General features: G+C 41.6%; 23 protein-coding genes and 1 riboswitch. Of the genes, 14 read left to right on the top strand and 9 right to left on the bottom strand.

All coding sequences use genetic code 11. The annotated features are described in order from the left end of the window. Positions 1-33: 33 nt before the first annotated feature. Positions 34-1,005 carry a zinc transporter ZntB gene (locus tag CWC04_RS12755; RefSeq protein ID WP_029772374.1) on the bottom strand — a complete coding sequence of 324 codons (972 nt, stop codon included), beginning with the start codon at positions 1,003-1,005 and terminating at the stop codon, positions 34-36. A gap of 278 nt (positions 1,006-1,283) precedes the next feature. Between CWC04_RS12755 and CWC04_RS12750 the strand changes: the two genes are divergently transcribed. Genes CWC04_RS12750 through CWC04_RS12740 form a run of 3 tightly spaced genes read left to right on the top strand, consistent with a single transcriptional unit; the run spans position 1,284 to position 3,673 of the window. After that, positions 1,284-1,712, top strand: a complete 429-nt coding sequence (locus CWC04_RS12750) for an ATP-dependent zinc protease family protein (RefSeq protein ID WP_024031556.1) — start codon at positions 1,284-1,286, stop codon at positions 1,710-1,712. A gap of 10 nt (positions 1,713-1,722) precedes the next feature. After that, complete coding sequence (gene rimK / locus CWC04_RS12745; RefSeq protein WP_004587974.1) at positions 1,723-2,628, top strand: 30S ribosomal protein S6--L-glutamate ligase; 906 nt, start codon at positions 1,723-1,725, stop codon at positions 2,626-2,628. Then, entirely contained in the window at positions 2,615-3,673 is a 1,059-nt protein-coding gene (locus CWC04_RS12740) for a succinylglutamate desuccinylase/aspartoacylase family protein (RefSeq protein ID WP_024031557.1), read from the top strand. The genes rimK and CWC04_RS12740 overlap by 14 nt, the downstream gene beginning before the upstream one ends. A 74-nt stretch (positions 3,674-3,747) precedes the next feature. On the opposite strand, the gene CWC04_RS12735 is transcribed toward CWC04_RS12740, so the two are convergent. From CWC04_RS12735 to recQ, 4 genes are all read right to left on the bottom strand, one after another. Continuing rightward, positions 3,748-4,320, bottom strand: coding sequence for a mechanosensitive ion channel domain-containing protein (locus CWC04_RS12735; RefSeq protein WP_029772372.1), 573 nt, complete (start codon positions 4,318-4,320; stop codon positions 3,748-3,750). A 70-nt stretch (positions 4,321-4,390) separates the two neighbouring features. Then, positions 4,391-6,100 (bottom strand): BamA/TamA family outer membrane protein, encoded by a 1,710-nt coding sequence (locus CWC04_RS12730; RefSeq protein ID WP_138685605.1) that lies wholly within the window; start codon positions 6,098-6,100, stop codon positions 4,391-4,393. Positions 6,101-6,246: 146 nt separating this feature from the next. Beyond that, positions 6,247-6,531 (bottom strand): DUF3630 family protein, encoded by a 285-nt coding sequence (locus CWC04_RS12725; RefSeq protein ID WP_029772370.1) that lies wholly within the window; start codon positions 6,529-6,531, stop codon positions 6,247-6,249. A 7-nt stretch (positions 6,532-6,538) separates the two neighbouring features. Next, positions 6,539-8,362, bottom strand: a complete 1,824-nt coding sequence (recQ, locus tag CWC04_RS12720; protein ID WP_138685604.1) for a DNA helicase RecQ — start codon at positions 8,360-8,362, stop codon at positions 6,539-6,541. 134 nt (positions 8,363-8,496) lie between these two features. Here recQ and CWC04_RS12715 point away from each other — a divergent pair, with 134 nt between their 5' ends. Together CWC04_RS12715 and rarD are read left to right on the top strand one after the other, a co-directional pair. Continuing rightward, positions 8,497-8,952, top strand: coding sequence for a thioesterase family protein (locus CWC04_RS12715; protein ID WP_004587980.1), 456 nt, complete (start codon positions 8,497-8,499; stop codon positions 8,950-8,952). Positions 8,953-9,082: 130 nt separating this feature from the next. Continuing rightward, on the top strand, positions 9,083-10,000 hold the full coding sequence (gene rarD / locus CWC04_RS12710; protein ID WP_126005946.1) for an EamA family transporter RarD: 918 nt from the start codon (positions 9,083-9,085) through the stop codon (positions 9,998-10,000). A gap of 52 nt (positions 10,001-10,052) precedes the next feature. Here rarD and CWC04_RS12705 read toward each other — a convergent pair whose 3' ends face one another. Together CWC04_RS12705 and CWC04_RS12700 are read right to left on the bottom strand one after the other, a co-directional pair. Then, positions 10,053-11,288 (bottom strand): response regulator, encoded by a 1,236-nt coding sequence (locus tag CWC04_RS12705; RefSeq protein ID WP_138685603.1) that lies wholly within the window; start codon positions 11,286-11,288, stop codon positions 10,053-10,055. 87 nt (positions 11,289-11,375) lie between these two features. Further along, entirely contained in the window at positions 11,376-11,750 is a 375-nt protein-coding gene (locus CWC04_RS12700) for a MaoP family protein (RefSeq protein WP_004587983.1), read from the bottom strand. Positions 11,751-11,840: 90 nt separating this feature from the next. Between CWC04_RS12700 and CWC04_RS12695 the strand changes: the two genes are divergently transcribed. From CWC04_RS12695 to ung, 8 genes are all read left to right on the top strand, one after another. Next, complete coding sequence (locus tag CWC04_RS12695) at positions 11,841-12,710, top strand: LysR family transcriptional regulator (protein ID WP_004587984.1); 870 nt, start codon at positions 11,841-11,843, stop codon at positions 12,708-12,710. Between the two features lie 198 nt (positions 12,711-12,908). Then, on the top strand, positions 12,909-13,841 hold the full coding sequence (locus CWC04_RS12690; RefSeq protein WP_138685602.1) for a porin: 933 nt from the start codon (positions 12,909-12,911) through the stop codon (positions 13,839-13,841). Between the two features lie 98 nt (positions 13,842-13,939). Further along, positions 13,940-14,071, top strand: a riboswitch (cobalamin riboswitch). Between the two features lie 68 nt (positions 14,072-14,139). Further along, on the top strand, positions 14,140-14,949 hold the full coding sequence (locus tag CWC04_RS12685; protein WP_064385687.1) for an ABC transporter ATP-binding protein: 810 nt from the start codon (positions 14,140-14,142) through the stop codon (positions 14,947-14,949). Between the two features lie 4 nt (positions 14,950-14,953). Then, positions 14,954-15,958: a FecCD family ABC transporter permease gene (locus tag CWC04_RS12680; protein ID WP_138685601.1), complete on the top strand. Its 1,005-nt coding sequence runs from the start codon at positions 14,954-14,956 to the stop codon at positions 15,956-15,958. Between the two features lie 5 nt (positions 15,959-15,963). Further along, entirely contained in the window at positions 15,964-17,454 is a 1,491-nt protein-coding gene (locus CWC04_RS12675; RefSeq protein ID WP_138685600.1) for a cobyric acid synthase, read from the top strand. Further along, the gene (gene cobO / locus CWC04_RS12670; RefSeq protein ID WP_004587989.1) at positions 17,438-18,037 is read left to right on the top strand and encodes a cob(I)yrinic acid a,c-diamide adenosyltransferase; all 600 of its coding nucleotides are present in this window, start codon (positions 17,438-17,440) and stop codon (positions 18,035-18,037) included. Before CWC04_RS12675 ends, cobO begins: the two co-directional genes overlap by 17 nt. After that, complete coding sequence (locus tag CWC04_RS12665; protein WP_138685599.1) at positions 18,037-18,897, top strand: cobalamin-binding protein; 861 nt, start codon at positions 18,037-18,039, stop codon at positions 18,895-18,897. The genes cobO and CWC04_RS12665 overlap by 1 nt, the downstream gene beginning before the upstream one ends. Further along, positions 18,894-19,556, top strand: coding sequence for a uracil-DNA glycosylase (ung, locus tag CWC04_RS12660; RefSeq protein WP_055254846.1), 663 nt, complete (start codon positions 18,894-18,896; stop codon positions 19,554-19,556). The genes CWC04_RS12665 and ung overlap by 4 nt, the downstream gene beginning before the upstream one ends. Positions 19,557-19,736: 180 nt before the next feature. Here the strand turns inward: ung and CWC04_RS12655 are convergent, their stop codons facing one another. Next, positions 19,737-19,925: a DUF3545 family protein gene (locus CWC04_RS12655; RefSeq protein ID WP_004587992.1), complete on the bottom strand. Its 189-nt coding sequence runs from the start codon at positions 19,923-19,925 to the stop codon at positions 19,737-19,739. Between the two features lie 303 nt (positions 19,926-20,228). After that, positions 20,229-21,179, bottom strand: a complete 951-nt coding sequence (gene tal, locus CWC04_RS12650; protein WP_138685598.1) for a transaldolase — start codon at positions 21,177-21,179, stop codon at positions 20,229-20,231. 254 nt (positions 21,180-21,433) lie between these two features. Between tal and yaaA the strand changes: the two genes are divergently transcribed. After that, positions 21,434-22,213, top strand: coding sequence for a peroxide stress protein YaaA (yaaA, locus tag CWC04_RS12645; protein WP_004587994.1), 780 nt, complete (start codon positions 21,434-21,436; stop codon positions 22,211-22,213). The last annotated feature ends 112 nt before the right edge of the window (positions 22,214-22,325 follow it).

Here is a 22,325-nt window from a genome sequence, read left to right as displayed (position 1 = left end):
TCAATTGAGTGGCCATAATAAAAAAACTTTATTTTATAACCATTTTTTATTTTTAAAGTACACGCCAATACCGCCAGTAAGCACAATTAAAAAAATCACAAATGCACTAAATGCATAAGGGTTTTCGGTACCAGGTATGCCACCTACATTTACCCCTAAAAGGCCCGTTAAAAAGCCCAGTGGTAAAAAAAGCGCAGCCACAACCGACATTACATACATGCGTTGATTTAATTGCTCAGACACTTGGTTAGTAATGGTTTGTTGAATAATTTGCGCACGCTCTATGGCGCTATCTAGCTCTTCTAAATAACGAATAAGTAAGTTAGTGGTTTCGTTTAGCTTTGCTTTATCTTCATCTAAAAGCCAGGGGTAATGGTTATTTACCATTAAACTTAATGCTTCCTTTTGCGGTTTTAAGTAACGCTTTAAGGCAATAGTTTGACGGCGCAGTTGAGATAAACCTTGGTTATCAAACTTTTTACTTGGCTCGTCTATTTCTTCTTCAAATTCATCCAGGGTTTCATCAAGCGTATCAATTACACTTTGCATGCGTGATGTCAGTTTTTGCGTAATAGAGCCGACCAACTCTGATATTGAGCATGGGCCGTGGCCAGCATTAAGCTCTGCTAATATATCTTGAATCGAAAGTAAGCGACGTTTGCGCGTTGTGATAACCACAGATTCGCTAATAAATAAACGAATTGACACCATGTCCTCAGGGCTTTGCGCTGGGTTTAAATTTACACCACGTAAAAACAGCATATGGCCATTGGTACTTGGTGTTAAGCGAGGGCGAGTTTCATCAGCAATAAGCGAATCAAGCTCAAAGTCGGTAAGGTGAGCCTGGCTTTTAAGCCACGTTACTGCCTCGCTTTGGCTGTAGTCCATATGTATCCACAGTTTACCTTGGCTAGGGTGCCAGTTATTTAAATCGCGGGTGTTTTCTATGGCGTGCGCGCCGCCTTTTTCATCAAGCACCAGTGCATGCAGTAAACCATTAATCATATTTTAAACTCATATAATAGTGTATTTTTAATACAGTTAACTATAGTGTATCTGCATAGTGCTTTACAAACTTACTTTAACTTTTAATAAGTTAGCGTTAAGGTAAAACCTATATGCAGGCTTTAATTGCTAAATAAGGCACTAAACAGCAAGGCGCGCATTGTGTGATTAGTTCCTATAAAAGATCAATTTAATTTACTCATCGACTAGATAAATTTATTTCGCTGGTGTTTTTTGCGCCGTAGCGTATAAGTCACTTCTTTATTAAGGGCACATTTATGACAGCAAAGTTAACTGTTGGTTGGCGTGAGTGGTTAAGTTTACCCGAGCTTGGCATCGAAAAGATAAAAGCAAAAGTTGATACTGGCGCCCGCACTTCATGTATTCATGCAATTAACATTGAAGAGTATAAAGAAGGCGAAGAAAAGTGGGTAAAATTTATAGTCCAACCATTGCAAGATGACGAACACACTCAGGTTGCGTGCACTGCAAAGGTTAAAAAAATTAAGGCGGTAACCAGCTCAAGTGGGCAAAAAGAGTTACGCTACTTTATAGAAACAACATTGCATGCAGGGCAGCACAGCTGGCCAATAGAAGTTACTTTAACGAGTCGGGCAACCATGAAGTTTAGAATGTTATTAGGGCGTACAGCCATGGAAAATCGTATAGTCGTTGATCCGGCTTTATCTCATTTATTAGATAGTTAAGGTTTTAACTATGAAAATTGGTATTTTATCTCGCAACAGAAATTTGTATTCAACGCGTCGCTTAATTGAAGCGGCAGAGGCACGCGGTCACGAGGTAAAGGTGATTGATGCGCTTCGTTGCTATATGAATATAAACTCAGAACAGCCAGAAATTCACTACCGTGGTGAAAATTTAAAAGATTTTGACGCCATTGTTCCACGTATTGGTGCATCGGTGACGTTTTATGGTTGCTCTGTTTTACGTCAGTTCGAAATGATGGGGGTTTATCCTGTTAACGAATCGGTGGCTATTTCTCGTTCGCGCGATAAATTACGCTCACTTCAGCTGTTATCACGTAAAGGGGTAGGCATGCCGGTAACCGGTTTTGCCAGCAAACCAGATGACGTTAAAGACTTACTAGAAATGGTAGGCGGTGCTCCGGTTGTTATTAAATTACTTGAAGGCACACAAGGCATCGGTGTTGTACTTGCTGAAACACGCAAAGCGGCTGAAAGTGTTATTGAAGCGTTTATGGGTTTAAAAGCCAATATTATGGTTCAAGAATACATTAAAGAAGCCGGCGGAGCCGATATTCGTTGTTTTGTACTTGGTGATAAAGTAATAGCGGCCATGAAGCGCCAAGCGCAAGAAGGCGAGTTCCGCTCAAACCTTCACCGTGGTGGTAGCGCTACATTAGTACGCATTACCCCAGAAGAGCGTAAAACCGCCGTTGCTGCAGCAAAAGCAATGGGCTTAAATGTAGCGGGCGTTGATTTACTTCGCTCATCTCGTGGGCCTTTGGTAATGGAAGTAAACTCTTCTCCAGGCCTTGAAGGGATTGAAGTGGCAACAGGCAAAGATATTGCCGGTATGGTGATTGATTTCATCGAAAAAAATGCTGCTATTAAAGGAACCGCAACCCGTGGCAAAGGTTAAAATTAATCGTCCTTTTACCTTATTAGGTGAAAGTGTTGGCGTGGGCGAGCGTAAAACCCTTGCCTTAGAGGCTGCTAAACTTTACACCCATTCACCGCTCAATATTCCTATTGAAGTGGTTAATGGTGTAATGGAAGGCCCAGTGCTGATGGTGTGTGCCGCTATTCATGGGGATGAGCTAAATGGTGTAGAAGTTGTACGCCAGCTGCTCTCTAAAATAGATGCAAGCCAACTGCGCGGAACCATAATTGCTGTGCCAATTGTTAATGTGTTTGGCTTTATTCATAAATCACGTTATTTACCCGATAGGCGTGATATGAACCGCAGCTTTCCGGGCTCTGAGCGTGGATCGCTTGCGGGGCGTATGGCACATATGTTTTTTAATCAGGTGGCGGTACATTGTACCCACATTATTGATTTACATACGGGAGCTATTCACCGTACTAACTTACCGCAAATACGCGCTAACTTAGATGATGAAGCAACCGCTGATATGGCTAAAGCATTTGGTACGCCAGCGGTTATAAATGCATCCCTTCGTAATGGCTCATTACGTAGTGAAGCCGCTAATTTAGGTATACCGGTTATTACTTACGAAGCCGGTGAAGCCCTACGCTTTGACCCTATTGCCATTGCAGCAGGTGTGCAGGGTGTGGATTATGTGATGCGGCATTTAAAAATGATCCGCGGCAAGCGTCCTAAAAAACTGCCCGATCCTATCATTGCAGGGTCTACAAGTTGGATACGCGCTGAGGTAGATGGCATTGTACGTGCTCAAGTATCGCTAGGTGAACACGTAGAAAAAGGCCAAGTGCTGGCGTACATAAGTAGCCCATTAGGTGATGCCGAGCTTGAGCTTTTAGCGCCTAAGGGCGGTATTGTGATAGGCCAGCAAACTATGCCACTAGTAAACGAAGGGGATGCGGTATTCCACCTTGCTTACTTTGCAAATGATAACAGCTTAGTAGAGCAGCAATTAGAGCATTTTATTGACGAAATAAATGATTTAGATGAAGAGCTTAAAACAGCTGAGCTAAATAATTAGCATTGTGTTAGCTACTAAAAAGCCGCAGTGAGGTTTGCCTTACTGCGGCTTTTTTGCGGATATGACTTTTTAAACTATGTCTTTTTAGGGCCAATAATCCGTTTTATTACCGGTGCCTTTGTAGGCTTAGGTTCTTTATTTAATACCATAACCGGGCGTGTCACAAACAGGTTGTTAGGGTAAACAACTCGGTGCCCATCCACATGCTCAAGTAGCACGTTCATTAAACCTAATTCGACAATGCGCCCTTCTATATGGTTTGCACCATCAACAATACGCACCCAATTTCCCACATGAAAACCATTTTGAATAAACATGAGTAAAAAAGCGGTAAGGTTACTAAGCAGCGACCAAGCGGCAAACAAAGCGACCCCGAGCATAGCAAATAAGGATGAGCCCAAAACTAATAGCCCGCGCAGCTCTATACCCCAAAATATAAGCACTAAGCACAGCACTACAAACGCGAGTATTATTTTTAATAACAGCTCAGCTCTAAATTTACGATGAACATCTACTTTTCCTTTTATGGCTTTTTCGAGCAACTTTTTAGTGACTTTTAATAAAAGAGGAAAAAGTAAAATGGCCATAAGGGTAACAATCAATTTATATTGCGTACCCATTAGCTCTAAAAGCGCAAACAATTCCAAAGTGTGATCCCGTACTGTTTTTAGGAAAATTTAAAGCGCTAGTGTAACGCTTTCGTTTATTGCTCGCTATTTAAAAGGTGTTTTTAACACTCACGAGCCACTGCACCGAATCAACATCGTCGTAGCTATCAAGCGGGGCGGCAATATCAAGGTGGATCATGGTGCCAGAGTTTGCTCTGCTAGGTGCTAAACGCAAACCCACCCCAATATTTTTTAAAACATGATCGTTCTCGCCGTTGTCTTCATCGTTAAACCAAGCGCGGCCAACATCAACAAAGCCCGCTGCACCGACTTTAAATAGCTGCAGTAAATCGTACTCCCAGTAATAGCGTTTTTCTAGGCTGACTAAAAAGCTTCGGTCGCCATGCTGGTAATCCATAGGATAGCCACGAAGGCCCGTTTCGCCGCCAAGTGTTAGCTGCTTATCGGCGGTTAGGTTTTTAGCATACTGGGCACGGGCTTTAACAAACCAAGATTGGTTTTCGCTGGTATTTAAGTAGTACTGCACTTCGCTGGTGGCTAAAAAGTTTTCTAGTTGTTTTTGCTCTTTATTCCAATAACCATCCACTTGAGCACTAAAACGCCACAGCGTTCTGTCGGTAGTAAAGTGCGCTTTTTTAGCTTTTAACGAATACACGGCTCTGCTGTCATCATTACTTAGTGATTCATCTGAGTAGCCTAATAGGGCTTTAATATTCCACCCTAAATTTAAATCTTCGGTGCGCGAAATACTGTCAAAATTACGCACTTTTATATAACTGTCTTCAAACCAATGACCACTCACATAGGGGTAACTTAGTTGTCTGTTTTTGGCCAAGGGAGCAAAAGTTGTTTCTATTTCTGCAAAGCTGTCTTCTTGCTTTACATAGCCAAGCGTTAAGCGCTGTGTCCAGCTATCAGATAATGCTTTAGAGTGGCCTAAAAAAGCGCTAAAAAAATCGGTTGTTTGATCAAACTCGCTGTATTCATCACCACGGCGATACAACGACTCTTCTCGCTGTTCAGAAAAGCTTTTAATACCATAGCTATAAGGTGTATCTATGGCGTAAAACGGATAGGTTAGCTCTAATAAGTGGCGCTTACCGTCGCTGTTGTCGGCATACTCTAAGCGCCCGCGATACCGGCTAGATAATATATTAGGATCGTCATAAACAAATAAATAACCGTTACGATCGCTGTCGGTGGTGCGTGAAAACGACAAACGCTTGCCCCAACCCAGTAAATTGGACTCACGAAAACCAATACTCGATTTATTTTCGCCACCGCTGCGGCTAAAGCTTATTTCGGGTAGTAAGGTCCATAAATCGCGAGTTACCACCGTTACATCTACGTTGCCGTCGCAGTTTTCAACCGCGCTTATTTGCGCATCATATAAATAGTTTTGTTGGCGTAATAAACGCTCTGACTCAGCGAGTTTTCTGGCATTGTAATTATCACCTTGTTTAAATAACAGAATATTACTAATAACGTCTGGCTCGGTTTGAATATGCGCGCGGTTGGCAAAACGAAAAAGCGCGTTATTTTCCTCCTCCAACTCGGTATTAAAAACGTTAAGTTGTTTAAGGGTAATTGAAGTTATTTGGGCGTCGCTACGACTATTAATCAGTGTGGTTTTATCTTCAACCTCACGGCGTAAATTATTGCTTTTGTCTGAGTGAGTTTGCACAGCGGAGCAGGTGTTAGTTTTATTGGGTGGTTGTTGTGCAAAGGCCTCAGACGCACTAAAGCTTACAAGGGCTAAGCTTATACAACAGTGTGCAATCCATTTTCTATTCACCATTCAACCTCTTCAATACTACTGCAAATATGAGTCGTAATATCAGCTTACATCATTGTTATTACAATGTAAGTAAAAGGTATGGATTTTGAAACTAATTAATTGTTACCGTTACGCACCTTTGTTAATTAGTGCATATGCGAAGTGTTTTAGCTTAAGTAAAAAGCAAGGGCTGCTAATAAATGCTCGGCTTCTTGGCCTTCGCCATTAATCCAAATACTTTCGCTGTAGTGTTCAAAATTTAAATTAAAGGTTTGCTGTTGATAGCTAAAGCGCAATTGATGACGGTCAGCACCCCCTGCGTAGTCAATAATTGTTATTTCATCGGCGTGTAAAAACAGTGTGCTCCACAGCTCAAAGTCTTCATCGTGTGGGGCTTCTACCGGGCTTATAACAATGCATTTATGGGCGTGATTGTATTCAATTTGGGTCATAGTTTACTTAATTGCTAGCAAGGTAATTACGAATGGCCGTTAAAAATTCGCCGCCATATTTATTGAGTTTGGTAAAGCCAACGCCCGATACCTTTAAAAATTCGCTGTCGTTGGTGGGCATTAATTGCGCCATTTCGGCTAAGGTTTTATCGTTAAATACAACGTACGGCGGTACATCGTCGGCATCAGCGAGTTCTTTACGCAGAGCCCGTAAGCGGGCAAATAGTTTTTTGTCGTAGTTAAACTGCGCCAGTTTATCTTGGTATACGTGTTTAGCTTGTAAGCGCGGCTCGGCAAGCTGTAGAGCGTATTCACTTTTAAGCACTGCGCGTGCTGCTTCGGTTAAGCGCAGCGAGGCACCTTGGGTAATATCTTGGCTTAACAAGCCTTGGTGTATAAGTTGGCGTAATATACTGAGCCAAAATTCACTGCTTTTGTCTTTGCCTATGCCATAGGTGCTGAGTTCGTGGTGGTTGTTGTCGCGTATGCGGCTGGTATTAGCCCCGCGTAATAATTCTACAATATAGCCTAAGCCAAACCGCTGCCCAGCTCGATACACACACGAAAGCGCTTGTTGCGCTACTAATGTGCCATCAAAGCTTTTTGGTGGGTTAATGCAAATATCGCAGTTGCCACATTGCTCGCGTTTATACTCGCTAAAGTAGTTTAATAGTATTTGGCGACGGCATGTTTGCGCCTCGGCAAAGCTGGCCATGGCATTAAAGCGTTGTTCTTCTACGCGGCGGCGTTGTTCATCGTCTATGTCTTCAAAAAAGCGCCTAACGCGGCCTATATCGGCAGGATCAAAATACATAATAGCTTCTGCGGCTAAGCCATCACGCCCAGCGCGGCCAGTTTCTTGATAGTAGGCTTCAATACTTTTTGGAATATCGTAATGCAGAACAAAACGCACATTTGGTTTATTTATGCCCATACCAAAGGCAACGGTCGCAACGACTATTTGAATATCATCGCGGGCAAATCCGGTTTGCACAAATTGGCGTTGCTCGTTGCTCATGCCTGCATGGTACGCGGCGGCATTTAAACCTGCATCAGCGAGTTTTTCGGCAATGTCATCAACGCGCTTACGGCTAGTGCAGTAAATAATGCCACTTTGATTTTTTTGCTCTTTTAAATAGCGCAGTAGTTGCGCCATTGGCTTGAACTTTTCTTCGATGGTGTAACGAATATTCGGTCTGTCGAAGCTGCCGGTATGTATATAGGGGTGTTGTAATTTTAACTGCTCAACTATATCAAAGCGGGTCGCTTTATCGGCCGTGGCGGTCAGTGCCATCATAGGTACATGGGAAAAGCGCTGCTTAAGCTCATTTAATCTAAAGTAATGAGGTCTAAAGTCATGCCCCCAATGCGATACACAATGTGCTTCGTCAATTGCAAATAAGCTGATATTTAAGTGGCTAAGTCGCTCGGTAAATTCATGCTGAAGCACTTTTTCAGGGGCTACATACAGTAATTTTATTAGCCCTTGGTGCAATTGTTGGTACACTAATTGTTGCTCTTCGCGAGCCAGGCTATTATTAATGTAAGCGGCTTTAACACCTAATGCTTGCAGTTGCGTTACTTGGTCTTGCATGAGCGAGATAAGCGGTGAAATTACCACAGTAACCCCTTCGAGCACTAACGCTGGTACTTGGTAACACACTGATTTACCGCCGCCTGTAGGCAGTAGTACCAAAGAGTCTTGGCCATTAATGGCCGCGTCGATCACCGCTTTTTGGCCATCACGAAACTCGCTGTAGCCAAACACTTGTTTAAGAACCGTGTCGGGCTTGCGGACCAATGTGCTAGGTGTAGGGGTTAGAGTATTCATCGGCGGCTATTTTAGTGGTTTTTTTATAGGATGTCTTTAGCTTAGAGGTAAATGATTTAATTAGTGCCTCGTGGTTTTGCTTCAGGTATGCTTAACTCATCGTACCAGTGTTAATTTAAACATAGAGAATAATAATGAATAAAGAAATGTTAATTGAACAAGTTGGCGCACTGTTTGTAAATGGCATGCCATTTAATCAGTTTTTAAATATCTCGGTAGAGTCGCTCAGCCCTGAGCAAGCTAAAATTACCTTTCCCTGGCAGGATGTATTTATAGGCAATCCTGCGCAAAAAATTCTTCACGGCGGTATTATATCGGCGGTGCTCGATAATGTGGGCGGCATGCTTGCAGCAGCCAGTGTTATCGATAAATTAACCGAGCTCGATATCCCTAGCGTACAGCAAAAGCTGGCTACCTTAGGCACCATTGACTTGCGCACAGATTATTTGCGCCCTGGCAAAGGGGAGACATTTACAGCCAGTGCTACTTTGATCCGCTCTGGTAATAAAGTGTGTGTATGTAGAATGGAGCTACACAATGAAAAGGCAATCCAAATCGCCTTTGGTACAGGTACGTATTTAGTAGGTTAAAGCTGCTAATTACGTACGGCTAAAATAAAAATCTTAGCCTTTCGCTGAGCTTTAGTTACCGCAAAATAAATCACTTAATAGCACAAATTGGTATAAACTGTCGGCCTTTTAGTATGAATAAGTAGTATGTATGTCGATTGCAAACGAGCAGCGTAAAGGCGGTATTTTTGCCTGTTTAGCTTTTTTAATGTGGGGCTTAGCGCCTATTTATTTCAAACAAATACAGCATGTTTCTGCTTTTGAAATTTTAACTCACCGTGTTGTCTGGTCTGTGGTTTTTTTAGTGCTTGTGGTCAGTGTGCTTAAATACTGGGATAAGGTTAAGCGCATAGTTGCCCAGCCAAAAATTATTTTAATGTTAGTACTTACTTCTTCTATATTGGGCTTTAATTGGGGGTTGTTTATTTGGGCGGTTAATAATAACCAAATGCTCGATGCCAGTTTAGGGTATTACATAAACCCATTACTTAATGTGCTGTTGGGCATGCTATTTTTAGGCGAGCGGCTGCGAAAGTTACAAGGGTTTGCAGTGTTTTTAGCCTTTGCGGGCGTAGTATTGCAATTGGTAAGTTTTGGCTCGTTTCCGGTGGTGGCGTTTTCGCTTGCCACGTCTTTTGCTATTTATGGCTTACTGCGTAAAAAGTTACCAGTTGAAGCGCTGCCAGGCATTTTACTCGAAGCCCTAATTTTACTTCCGGTTGCATTAATTTACTGGTGGGTAATGGCACCAACACCTACTTCCGACTTAGCCCTAAACGATTGGCATACCAATGCGCTGTTAATTAGTGCCGGTATTATTACTACGTTGCCGCTGCTTTGCTTTACCGGAGCGGCCAAGCGTTTGCAGTACACAACATTGGGCTTTTTTCAGTACATAGGGCCAAGTTTAATGTTTATGCTTGCTGTGGTGTTTTACGATGAAGTATTTGATGCAGAGCGGGTGATTACCTTTGCCTGTATTTGGAGTGCACTGGCTATATTTACCTGGGACTCTTATCATCAATCGCGTAAGCGTAAAAAAGCGGCTGTTACCGCCGCCGAAGTTTAATACCTATGCGCAATAATAGTTTAAGCAAGTTGCTATAAAGCAGCGTCAAGGTTTAGCTTATTACTTTATTACGGCCGGTTTCTTTTGCATCATACAGCTTTAAATCGGCCTGTTTAAGTAACTCATCTATTTGATAAATAGGGCCGCTTGCAAAACCAATAGAAATTGTAAATTTAATTTTTTCTTGGCTAAACTCTTGGCTATTAAGCTCTATAAATTGCCTAAACCCTTCAAGGCGTTTTAGCGCTTGCGCTGTGGTTGCATCAGTAAAGTAAACGGCAAATTCTTCACCGCCTAAGCGAGCGACTAGCTGCTTTTCAAAGTACTTTTTAAAACACACCGCCAACCCTTTGAGAACCTCATCGCCTGAATCGTGACCGTATGTATCGTTAATCGATTTAAAATGGTCTATATCAAGCATGGCGAGTGCACCATCTTGATTCGATTTTTTTAAATACTTGAGAGACTTGCTCGACTCTTCAAAAAAGTAACGTCGATTAGGCAGGTTTGTTAAGTAGTCAGTATTTGCTTGGCGCTTAATTGTTGCTATTTGCTCAAGCATGTCGACGTTTTGACTTAGTCGGCAGTAAAACTCTTCGCTGTTAAAGGGTTTATGGAGGTAGTCGTTGGCACCATTTTTTAAAAATAGGCTCGATAATGCTGACGAGTCAGCACCTGAAATACCGATAATGGCTTTTTCATCATTACTGTAAAGCCGGCGAATTTCGGCGCATAGCTCATCACCATTCATGTTTGGCATTTCGTTATCGGTAATAATAACAGACACGTCTTTTTGGCTTTCAAGTACTTCTAGCGCGTCTTTGCCGTCCTTTGCTTCGAGTATTTGATACTTATGGCGCTTTAGTAAACTGCAAATGTATCTACGGGTAGAGGTTGAGTCGTCGACGACCAACACTTTTACGTTCTCGTTACGTGGTAAACGGCTTAGTTGTTTTTCTAGGTATTGGTAAGCTTGTTTGTTTTCTTTGATTATGTAATCAATTATTGGGTATTTTTCTACCGTGTCGCGAGTTTGTTTATCTATGTTGCCTGTCATTACTATGGTGGGAATGTCGGCATTAATAGTATACGGAACCGCCTCACCCGCAGGAGCATCGGGAAGAATAAAATCAACAACAGCGCAAAAGTAGCTATTGTGTTCTATTAGCTCTTTTGTTGCCGCTAAAGATTCGGCTATATCTACTTCGTAACCTGCTTTAAGCGCGATATGCTTTTGCACACGCGCTATAGTAGGCGTATCTTCAACTATGAGTATTTTTCGCGTCACGTAACAACCTTGTTTGATATTTTGCAAAAGTATTTGCTTATACAAGTTGTAACTGTTAAAACGCAAAAAAGCAAATATCTTAGAGGCTTATACGCTATCTGATTCGCTATAATCGTCTTGGCTTATTGGTACCGGCCCTGACATTTTTGAACGGCCAAAAAGTGTATGAAACTTGGTTTTACAGGTTGTTAGTTTTAAATATTTAACCCAGGCTTTTTCGATTGGGTTTGTAGGTTCTTTACTGCCACAAACTACGTCAACAAATTGCTCTTGTAGCGTATTTTGGGGTGCTAAAGTTTTATTATAAAGGCCTTTTAGTACAACGCCGTGTTGCTCTAATATGCTGGCTTCTAATAAGGTGAAGTTTCCGCTGCGGCTAAACCCGCGAGGAAAGTTTTGATCATCATAAAATTGACGTTGGCTAACAAACGCTTGGCGAAGTAGTGAAATATCGTTGCTCATAACTGTATCCTCATACCCTGTTTATTGCTGGAGTATGATGCAAGTTTGACAATTTATTAAACAAGTTATTTTTATCGTGAGGATAAAAAATTGGATATAGATTTATTAAAAACATTTGTAGAGGTTGTGCGCACGCGTCACTTTGGTAAAGCGGCTGAAAACCTGTATATCACTCAATCGGCAGTAAGCTTTCGGATTCGCCAATTAGAACAGGGGTTGGGTGTAAACTTGTTTATTCGCCAGCGTAACAATATTCAATTAACGGCGCCAGGAGAGCGATTGCTTCCGCACGCTAAAATGATCATCACCGGCATGCAGCGTGCCAAAGTGGATGTGGCACTTGCCGATAACATGCACAAGCAAATAAGTTTAGCGGGTACGCCTAATATATGGGATGCGTTTTTACAATTTGGCATTACTAATATTGTGTCGGCTATGCCTGGGGTGTCGTTGGTTGCAGAGGTTAAAGCCCAACAAGAAAGCACGCGGTTATTATTAGAGCGTACGCTTGATTTAGCCATTTTATTTGACCCCCCTAAAGTAGACGAGCTTGTGGTAGAGCGAATTTGCGAGCTGCCAATTATTCCGGTTAGTGGCTATGACACGGCCACTAACGAGAATTTTTTTGATAACCAATATGTATATGTTGATTGGGGTACTACGTTTTCGCTATGGCATGCGCGCCAATTTACCGGTAAAACGCCGCCTTATTTTAGAACCAGTACGGGGCGTATTGCCCTTGATTTAATTCTTCAGTGTGGCGGCAGTGCGTTTATCCCCGAGGTACTTGTTGAGTCTCACCTAGAAAAGGGTGAGCTGTTTCATGTAAAAGATGTAGAACATACTTCGCGTGATATTTTTGTGGCCTACCACAGAGACAACGAACAAAAAGAGTTAATAGAAACCCTGATTAACTTATTACCTAAAATAAATGCTTATCAGCCTGTTGATGAACACTAAATACCGACTATGATTTTTAATGAGGTTGAATAGGTACAATTTTGTTTATTAAATATTCATGTCGTTTTGTTTTCAGAATTTAGACACTTTTATTAAAATAAAAAGACAAAAATGTTTCCTTTGTAATATATCTGTCATTTAACGGTGACAAACTGCAGCTGTTTTAAAAATTAGTCTTGTGATTATCGAGGAAATAACATGAATTTTGTAAAATCGAGCTTATGTGTTGCACTAGTAAGTGGTTTATCTTTTAGCGCGTTTGCAGACGTTGATGTATACGGTAAAGCGAATGTTACTGTGCAATCGTCTGATGATGGCGAAGGGTCTTTCACTGAAATTAAAAGTAATGCATCTCGCTTTGGACTAAAAGGGTCTGAAAAGATTACTGATGGATTAGAAGCGGTTTATAAGTTTGAGTTTCAAGTTGATGTATCTGATGCTGACTCTAAAGGTGATAACGACGACAATATTTCTGCACGTAACCAGTATGTAGGTTTAAAAGGTGCATATGGTCAAGTTGTTGTGGGTCGTAACGATACAGCGCTTAAACAATCGCAAGGTAAGTTAGATTTATTTAATGACCTTGAAGGCGATATTAAAAATGTCTTTAAAGGTGAAAACCGCTTAGGTGATTCAATCACTTATACATCTAAAAGCTACGAAGGCTTTAAAGTACTTGCTACATTTATAGCTGAAGATGACGTAGATGCAGATAACGGTTATTCAATGGCGGTTACCTACGGTGACTCTGCACTTAAAAAGAGTGCGGTATACGCCTCGGTTGCAGCCGATAGCGAAGTAAATGGCTACGATGTAGTGCGCGCATCAATTCAAGGTAAAGTAGAGAGCTTTAAATTAGGCGCTATGTACCAAACTCAAGAAAAAGTAGACGGTAGCGCAGAAGCAGACGGCTATTTATTAAACGCAGCCTACAACATGGGTAAAAACACGTTTAAAGTGCAATACCAAGCAATGGACTTTGATGACAGCGACGACAAAACGGCAGTTTCTGTAGGTGTTGATCATAAGTTTAATAAAAACATTAAAGTATTTGGTTTTTACTCAAGCTTTGATATGGACAACAATGTTGACCAAGACTACGTTGGCCTAGGTATGGAATACAAGTTTTAAGCGTTGCTTAAACACTCCCTTTATTAACCGCGCTCTAATGAGCGCGGTTTTTTTTGCTTTAAATTATTTACTTACCCGCCCATAATAGACCCTCATTTGGAATGGGGTGAAATTCCTCAACTATTCCCGTAACTGTAATTAGCACCACGCTTTAAGTCAGATACAAATGAGACATATCAATCAGCATGAGAAGTTCTAGATTGGTATACTTTTTTAACGAGCGGGTAAACTCATTTTTATTGATGCACTAGTCTTTTAGCTGTGTGTTAGTGAGTGCACGCTTTCTAAGGACTCACTTTTGCAAACTACATTAGCGCCAAATACCCCCTTATTAAACGTTCAAAATGTGTCGTGGGAAGTCGATGATCACGCCATTTTAAACAATATTAATTTACACATAGCTAAGGGTAAGTTTATTGGGTTAATTGGCCCAAATGGGGCGGGTAAGTCGAGCTTACTGCGTTGTTTGTATCGCTTTAATAAACCGACCGCTGGTAACGTTACCTTTAATCAGCAGGATATTTGGCAGCTTAAAAGTGAAGACTACGCAAAATATGTTGCTGTAGTTCTACAAGAAACGCCCGCGCAATTTAACCTAACATTATTTGATGTGGTTGCCCTTGGGCTTACACCTCATAAATCATTATTTAGCGCCACCACCCACAGCGACAAACAAAAAATTACACAGGCAATAAAAACCGTAGGGCTTGAGCAACAGTGTAAGCAAAATTTTGAATCGCTTTCGGGGGGCGAAAAGCAACGTGCATTGATTGCCCGCGCTATAGTGCAGCAACCGCAATTACTCATCATGGATGAGCCAACCAGCCATTTAGATGTTAAATACCAAATACAAGTGATGGAACTAGCAAAATCGCTAGGGGTTACTGTGTTTGCCTCATTTCATGATTTAAATTTAGCAGCCGCTATGTGCGATGAGCTGGTGGTTATTAATAAAGGTAAAATAACACATGCAGGCTCGCCTGCGCAGGTACTTAGTGAGGACATGCTAGCGGATGTTTTTGGGGTATGTGCGCGCGTAACTAGCCACCCTCAGCGCACAGAAAATGGCCAAACTATTCCTCATATTACTTACTTTTATGGCTATTAATTAAATGGATATAACAAAAATAAACCAGTGGACAATATTTATAGCAGCCGTGTTAATTGCAGTGGTTAGCCTTTTTAGCGCACTGAGTTTTGGCGCCGCAGATACGCCGTTAAGTGATGTGCTCACAGGGATTTTATCAGCAGGAGAGGGCTCGTTTAACGCGCGTATTATTTATGAGCTTAGATTACCTCGTACCTTACTTGCCTTTATGGCGGGCGCAGGTTTGGCTATTGCAGGGCTTATTTTACAAACGGTTACCCGTAACCCGCTCGCTGATCCGTATTTATTTGGCATATCCTCAGGCGCATCGTTTGGGGTAGTACTGCTTATGGCCGTTGCGGGTATTAGTGCAGGGTTTATGTTATCGGCTGCTGCCTTATTAGGGAGCTTTTTAGCAATGGGCTTATTGATACTTATTGCTGGGCGGCAAAAAAGGTCGCAAGTAGAGTCTATGTTGCTAGCGGGGGTGGCACTGTCGTTTTTATTTAGCGCATTTACAAGTTTATTGCTGTATTGGAGTGACCCGCAAGCAGTGGCTGGTATTTTATTTTGGACGTTAGGCAGCTTTGCCCGCGCACAATGGGCCACGTTATGGTTGCCATGCGTGGTTATAGTGGTGTGTATTAGCTTTATGCTGAGCTTTAAAAGGCAGTTAAATGCGCTGCTTCTTGGCGATGAAAGCGCGATAACGCTTGGGGTCCGTGTGCACCGTTTTAGAATTTTAATGTTGGTATTGAGCTCGTTAATAACGGCCGTGCTGGTGGCCTTATGTGGCGGTATTGGTTTTGTAGGTTTAATGGTGCCGCACATAGTGCGCTTTTTTATATCTCAGGGCAGTACTGCTGGCTTACTAATTACCAGTTTAATGGGCGGCACGTTTATGGTGTGGGTCGATGTGCTTTCGCGCTCATTACTTAAAAACCAAGAGCTCCCTGTTGGGGTGATTACAGCAGCTATGGGTAGCGTATTTTTTTTAAGCTTACTCTTTTTTAGAAAAACAAAGGCATAGTGCTGATGAAAACCTTAATGATTCAAGGCACTACGTCAGATGCCGGAAAAAGCACCTTAGTCGCTGCGCTTTGTAGAGTGTTTGCAAAGCAAGGTGTAAAGGTCGCGCCTTTTAAACCGCAAAATATGGCGCTTAATAGCGCGGTTACAAAAGAGGGAGGCGAAATAGGCCGTGCGCAAGCTTTGCAAGCCATAGCCGCTAAAGTAGAGCCTCAAAACGACTTTAACCCCATATTGCTCAAACCAAATAGTGATACGGGGGCGCAAGTCATTGTACATGGAAAAGCCATTAGTAATATGGAGGCAGGGGCGTATCATAACTATAAACAGGTTGCGATGGATGCAGTGCTTGCCTCGCATAAACGCCTAGCAAAGCAGTTTGATTTATTATTGGTTGAGGGAGCAGGCAGCCCCGCAGAAATAAACCTACGCGAGAACGACATTGCCAATATGGGTTACGCAGAAGCGGTAGATTGCCCTGTCATTATTATTGCCGATATAGACAAAGGCGGTGTGTTTGCGCATTTAGTGGGCACACTTGCGTTATTAAGCGAATCCGAGCAAGCGCGCGTAAAAGGCTTTGTTATAAACCGCTTTAGAGGCGATATAAGCTTGCTACAAAGTGGGCTAGATTGGCTTGAGCGCTACACAAAAAAACCAGTGCTTGGAGTGCTGCCTTATTTGCATGATTTAGCACTTGATGCCGAAGATGCTGTAGCAATAGATAACACGGTGACGACTGCCACCATTAATATAGCCGTGCTTTTATTGCCGCATATTAGTAACCATACCGATTTTGATGCATTGCGACTGCACCCAAATATTAATATAAATTATGTACGCCACACACACGCGATCCCACCGGTTGATCTGATTATTATTCCTGGCAGTAAAAACGTGCTGGGTGATTTAAGTTTTGTAAAAAATGAAGGCTGGGATACGCAAATAAAGCGCCACATACGTTATGGTGGCAAAGTACTTGGTATCTGCGGTGGTATGCAAATGTTGGGGTATACCATAAATGATCCCAACGGAGTCGAGTCGTCCTTAAAGCAAGTAACGGGGCTTGCCCTATGCGATTTTGAAACCACTCTAAGCACCCAAAAAGTACTCACTAAAGTAACGGCGGCTATGCAGTTAAATGATTTGCAAACACCGTGTAGCGGCTACGAAATTCATGCCGGCATTAGTGAAGGCGCAGCACTTAATAAGCCATTTTTAACGTTTAACGCGCACCCTCATGGGTTTGAAAACGATGGCTTTATTAGTGACGACAATGCCATTACTGGTACTTATTTACACGGCTTGTTTGATGAACCCGCTACCACACTGCAAATTTTAAAGTGGGTAAAAAGCGATGCAGCCATACAACCTGTGAGTATTGTAGCGCATCGCGAGCAACAACTAGAGCGCTTGGCCACTATGTGCGAGGCGCATTTGAACATACAACACATTATATCGATTTATGAAGGAGATAATAATGACGGATACAAATAACGATAAGCACCAGCAGCGCCAACAAAAAGTAAAAGAGCAGGTAGATGCACGCGTGGCTGCTGCGCAAGATGTTAAAGGGATATTTCAGGTAATTACGGGTAATGGTAAAGGTAAATCTACCTCAGGCTTTGGTGTGGTTGCTCGCTGCGTAGGGCATGGTAAAAAAGCCGCTGTTTGTCAGTTCATTAAAGGCACATGGGAGTGTGGAGAGCGTAACTTATTACAAGGCGCAGGGGTTGAATTTGCCGTTATGAATACCGGTTTTACATGGGATACGCAAAACAAAGAAGCCGACACCGCAGCCGCGCAAGCAACGTGGCAGGAGTCAAAGCGTATGCTTGCAGATAGCAGTATTGATTTAGTATTACTAGATGAGCTTACCTACATGGTGACTTACGGTTATATTGATTTAGATGAGGTAGTAAACGCGCTAAATAATCGCCCTCCCATGCAATCGGTTATTATTACAGGTCGCGCAGCGCACCGCACGTTAACAGACCTTGCCGATACAGTAAGCGAAGTGCGCAATGTTAAACACGCCTTCGACTCGGGTATAAAAGCACTAGAAGGGTTTGATTACTAATGTATAAAGCGTTTTTTACTGCACTGCTGTTATTGTGTTCTGGGGGCAGTGCCGTGGCCAGTGATACAGCTGCGCCAGATAAACTACGCGTTGTAGCACTTGCACCGCATATAGTAGAAAACCTGTTTGCTATAGGTGCGGGAAGTAATATTGTTGGCACTGTTGATTACGCTGACTACCCAAATGAAGCTAAAAGTATTGAGCGCATTGGTGGTTACTATGGTATTTCTCTTGAAAAATTATTAGCGCTAAAACCCGATTTAGTGATTGGTTGGAAAAGCGGTAATCAAAGTGAAGATTTAGAACAAATTAAACGCCTTGGTATAAAAGTACATTTAAGTGATCCAAAAAAAATAGAAGAAGTTGCAAACGAGCTGATTGCTCTTGGAAAATTTACAGGGTGTATTGAGCAAAGTAAGCAAGTAGCAAACGCATTTATTACTAAGCTTAAAAAAATTAAAAAGCAGCAGCAAAGCAAAAAAATATTAACTGGTTTTTATCAATTATGGCCAGAGCCAATGATGACGGTAAGTGAAAACACATGGATAAACCAGCTTATTGAAACATGTCATGTAAGCAATGTATTTGCACACAGCCCAACCGACTACCCGCAAATAAGTATTGAAAACGTGGTGATTAAAAAACCACAGGTTATTATTATTCCTGATGAACAAGCCGATAATCCACAACCTAAAATTAATTGGCAAAAATGGCCAGAAGTCCCCGCTGTAAAACATAACCAATTTATACGTGTAAATGCCGATTTATTACATCGTTTTACACCGCGCATGCTAGATGGACTGGCAAATATGTGTGATAAAATAGATGCATCACGCAAACAAATTAAGAGTATACAATGAGCGATTGGCCAGCCTTTTTAGAATATGAATTACAGCAACCTTATATGCAGCAAACATTAGATTATGTAGCAAAACGCCGTGTCGAAGGTGTTGCTGTGTACCCACCCAAAGAGCAAGTATTTAGTGCCTTTGAAGCGACAGCCCTTAACAATATTCGCGTGGTTATTTTAGGCCAAGACCCATATCACGGAGAAGGCCAAGCCCATGGCTTATGTTTTTCTGTGTTGCCAGAGGTTAAAAAGTTACCGCCGTCGCTAAAAAATATGTACAAAGAATTGGCAACGGATATTCCCGGTTTTGAAATACCAGACCATGGTTACTTACAAAGCTGGGCAGAGCAGGGCGTGTTTTTACTCAATACGGTACTCACGGTTGAGCAAGGCCAAGCGCACTCGCATAAACATTTAGGGTGGGAGCAATTTACCGATAACGTGATAGCTCATATAAATGCACACTGCAAAGGAGTGGTGTTTATTTTATGGGGCGCTCATGCGCAAAAAAAAGGTAAAAATATTAACAGCGCTCGCCATCATATTTTAAAAGGGCCTCACCCATCGCCGCTTTCTGCGCATCGTGGTTTTTTTGGCTGTAAGCACTTTTCACAAACAAATGAATTGTTACAAGCCCAAGGCGATACGCCCATTAACTGGCAGGTTTAATTGATATATTAAAAAAGGCTTTCGTATTATGAAAGCCTTTTGCTTAGTTATTGTGTATACATGCCCATGCGCAATAATTATCAATTATTTTGAAGGGGTAAAACCTGGCGTTAGCTTTACTATCGATACGGTTTTCCTGCCGCAAAATATATTGCCTAATTGAGCGCAATGAGTTTGAAATTAAAAATCTAGCTCATCAATTTCAATGCTGTCTGTAAAAAAGTCTAACTCCTGTAGTTCTTTACGTAACCGTTGTTTGTCTTTTATGGCCTCAATCTCGCGCCACTTTCTTTTTTTATTCTTTTGAGAGGTTTTTCTTGTTGTATCAGGACCTTCTAATATCTCTAATATATCGTTTAGGCTATCCATGACTATCTCCTATTGATTTTAGTGAACCTCGAGAATACCTATACCACAGGCCTAGCTAAAATAGAATAAAAAAGTGACTAATTTGTTACAGGTATGTGATGCGTTGATGAAGTTTAATACTAACTAACTTTATTAAGCGCGTTATTTTTAGATAGAAAAAATAAATAAAAAATATTAAAAGTTAGTTATTTAGCTGTGTAGGCAATGGTACATGCTGTGGCAGGTTAGTATAAAGCAGTGCGGATTATATTAAGGGCATAAAAAACGCCGCAGGTGCGGCGTTTAATACATAATTAGCGCGTATTACATTGCTTTAAAACGTGCTTCTAGCTGCTCTTGTGCATCTGCGAATGAGCGGATACCTTCAGCTAGTTTTTCAGTTGCCATTGCATCTTGGTTATGTAACCAACGGAACTGCGACTCAGTAAGTGGAGCAGGCTTTGGCTCTTTAGGAATATCACTTTGTAGTAAGTATTCTTCTGCGCCTTCTAAATTGCCTAAGTCTTCTAGTAGGTTAGGGCTAATCGTTAGCTTGTCACAACCTGTAAGGGCAATAATTTCGCCGGTGTTACGGAAGCTTGCGCCCATAACAACGGTTTTGTAATCATGGCGTTTATAAAACTCAAAAATGCTACGTACAGATTGAACACCTGGATCTTTTAGCGGATCGGTTGGTTTTTCCATACCATTTGCTACGTGCCAATCTAAAATACGGCCAACAAATGGTGAGATTAAAAATACGTTTGCATCAGCACATGCACGCGCTTGAGCATCGCTAAATAATAAAGTCAGGTTACATTTAGTCCCTTCTTTTTCTAGCTGTTCGGCCGCTTTAATGCCTTCCCATGTAGACGCAACTTTGATTAAAATTTTGTCTTTGCTTACACCTTCTTTTTCATAAAGGCTAAGCAGGGTATGTGCTTTATCAATAGTTGCTTGGGTGTCGAATGATAAACGAGCATCTACTTCAGTAGAAATATAACCAGGTACAATTTCGCTAATTTCTTTACCAAGTAATACGGCAAAGTAGTCACATGCAAGTTCAAGCTGTTTAGCTGCATCTTGCTCTGTTTCTTTTGCATAGCTCCAAGCTTTATCTAAATAAGGCTTGTAAGCTTCAATCTCGCTCGCTTTTAATAAAAGCGACGGGTTTGTGGTTGCATCTTCTGGTTGATGCTTTTTGATCGCTTCAATATCGCCAGTGTCGGCTACGATAGATGAATGTTGTTTTAGCCTTTGTAGAGCGCTAGTCATTTGCCTTCCTCATTCCAAGCAAGTTAAAAGAAAATCTAAACTACCTTAATATAAGTATTCAATACTGCAACAGTGTGACAATGCTTGATAGGTCTTATGTCCTTATCAATAGAAAAACGACGATGCATGATTTATTAAGGTAGGATTTAGGCCATTGCGATTAATTTTCAATGGTATTTTATAAACAAAACGTGCTTTTCGTCTCATTTAATGTTGAAATTGACATTAAATAAATTACAAGTCAATAGCTAACTATGATCACTGTTATTTCACCAGCAAAAAATCTTGATTACGAAACGCCACCCGCAACAGATAAGTTCACTCAACCTGAATTACTAGAGCACAGCGAAGAGCTCATGAAAGTATGCCGTGAACTAACTCCAGCGCAAATTGGCAGCCTAATGAAAATTAGCGATAAGCTTGCAGGGCTTAACGCTGCGCGCTTTAGCGAATGGTCGCAACCATTTACGCAAAGTAATGCTAAACAAGCGGTACTAGCCTTTAACGGCGATGTGTACGGTGGCTTAGATGCCGCAACACTCACTGCCGCTAACCTCGATTATGCGCAAAGCCATTTACGTATACTTTCAGGTTTATACGGCTTGCTAAAACCGCTTGATTTAATGCAAGCCTACCGCCTAGAAATGGGCACTAAGCTTGATAACCCTCGCGGGAAAAATTTGTATGAATTTTGGGGCAGCATTATTGCTAATAAATTAAACGAGGAATTAAAAGCGCAAGACGCACAATACCTCGTTAATCTTGCTTCAAACGAGTACTTTAAAGCAGTAGATAAAAAAGCACTCAATGCACAAATTATTACCCCGCATTTTAAAGACTGCAAAAATGGCCAATATAAGGTAATTAGCTTTTACGCTAAAAAAGCGCGCGGCATGATGGCCCGTTACATTATAGAAAACCAGGTAACACAGCTTAGCCAATTAAAAGAGTTTACTGTGGCGGGTTATTACTTTAGCCCTGAAGCAACCACTAAAGATCTTGAGCCAGTATTTATGCGCGACGAGCAAAACTAAGCGTTTATACTCAGCAAATGTCCCGTCCTGAAATAGGTTGGCGGTTTTAATGAAAGACTTGGTGCGAAAGCGCCAGGTCTTTTTTATGCACTTGATTTTGTGTTTTCATATC

It is taken from the genome of Pseudoalteromonas sp. S2893, from assembly GCF_005887105.1.
GTDB classification, from domain to species: Bacteria; Pseudomonadota; Gammaproteobacteria; order Enterobacterales; family Alteromonadaceae; genus Pseudoalteromonas; species Pseudoalteromonas atlantica.
The sequence above is the reverse complement of the archived record's forward strand: the minus strand, read 5'-3'. Positions and strand labels throughout refer to the sequence as shown.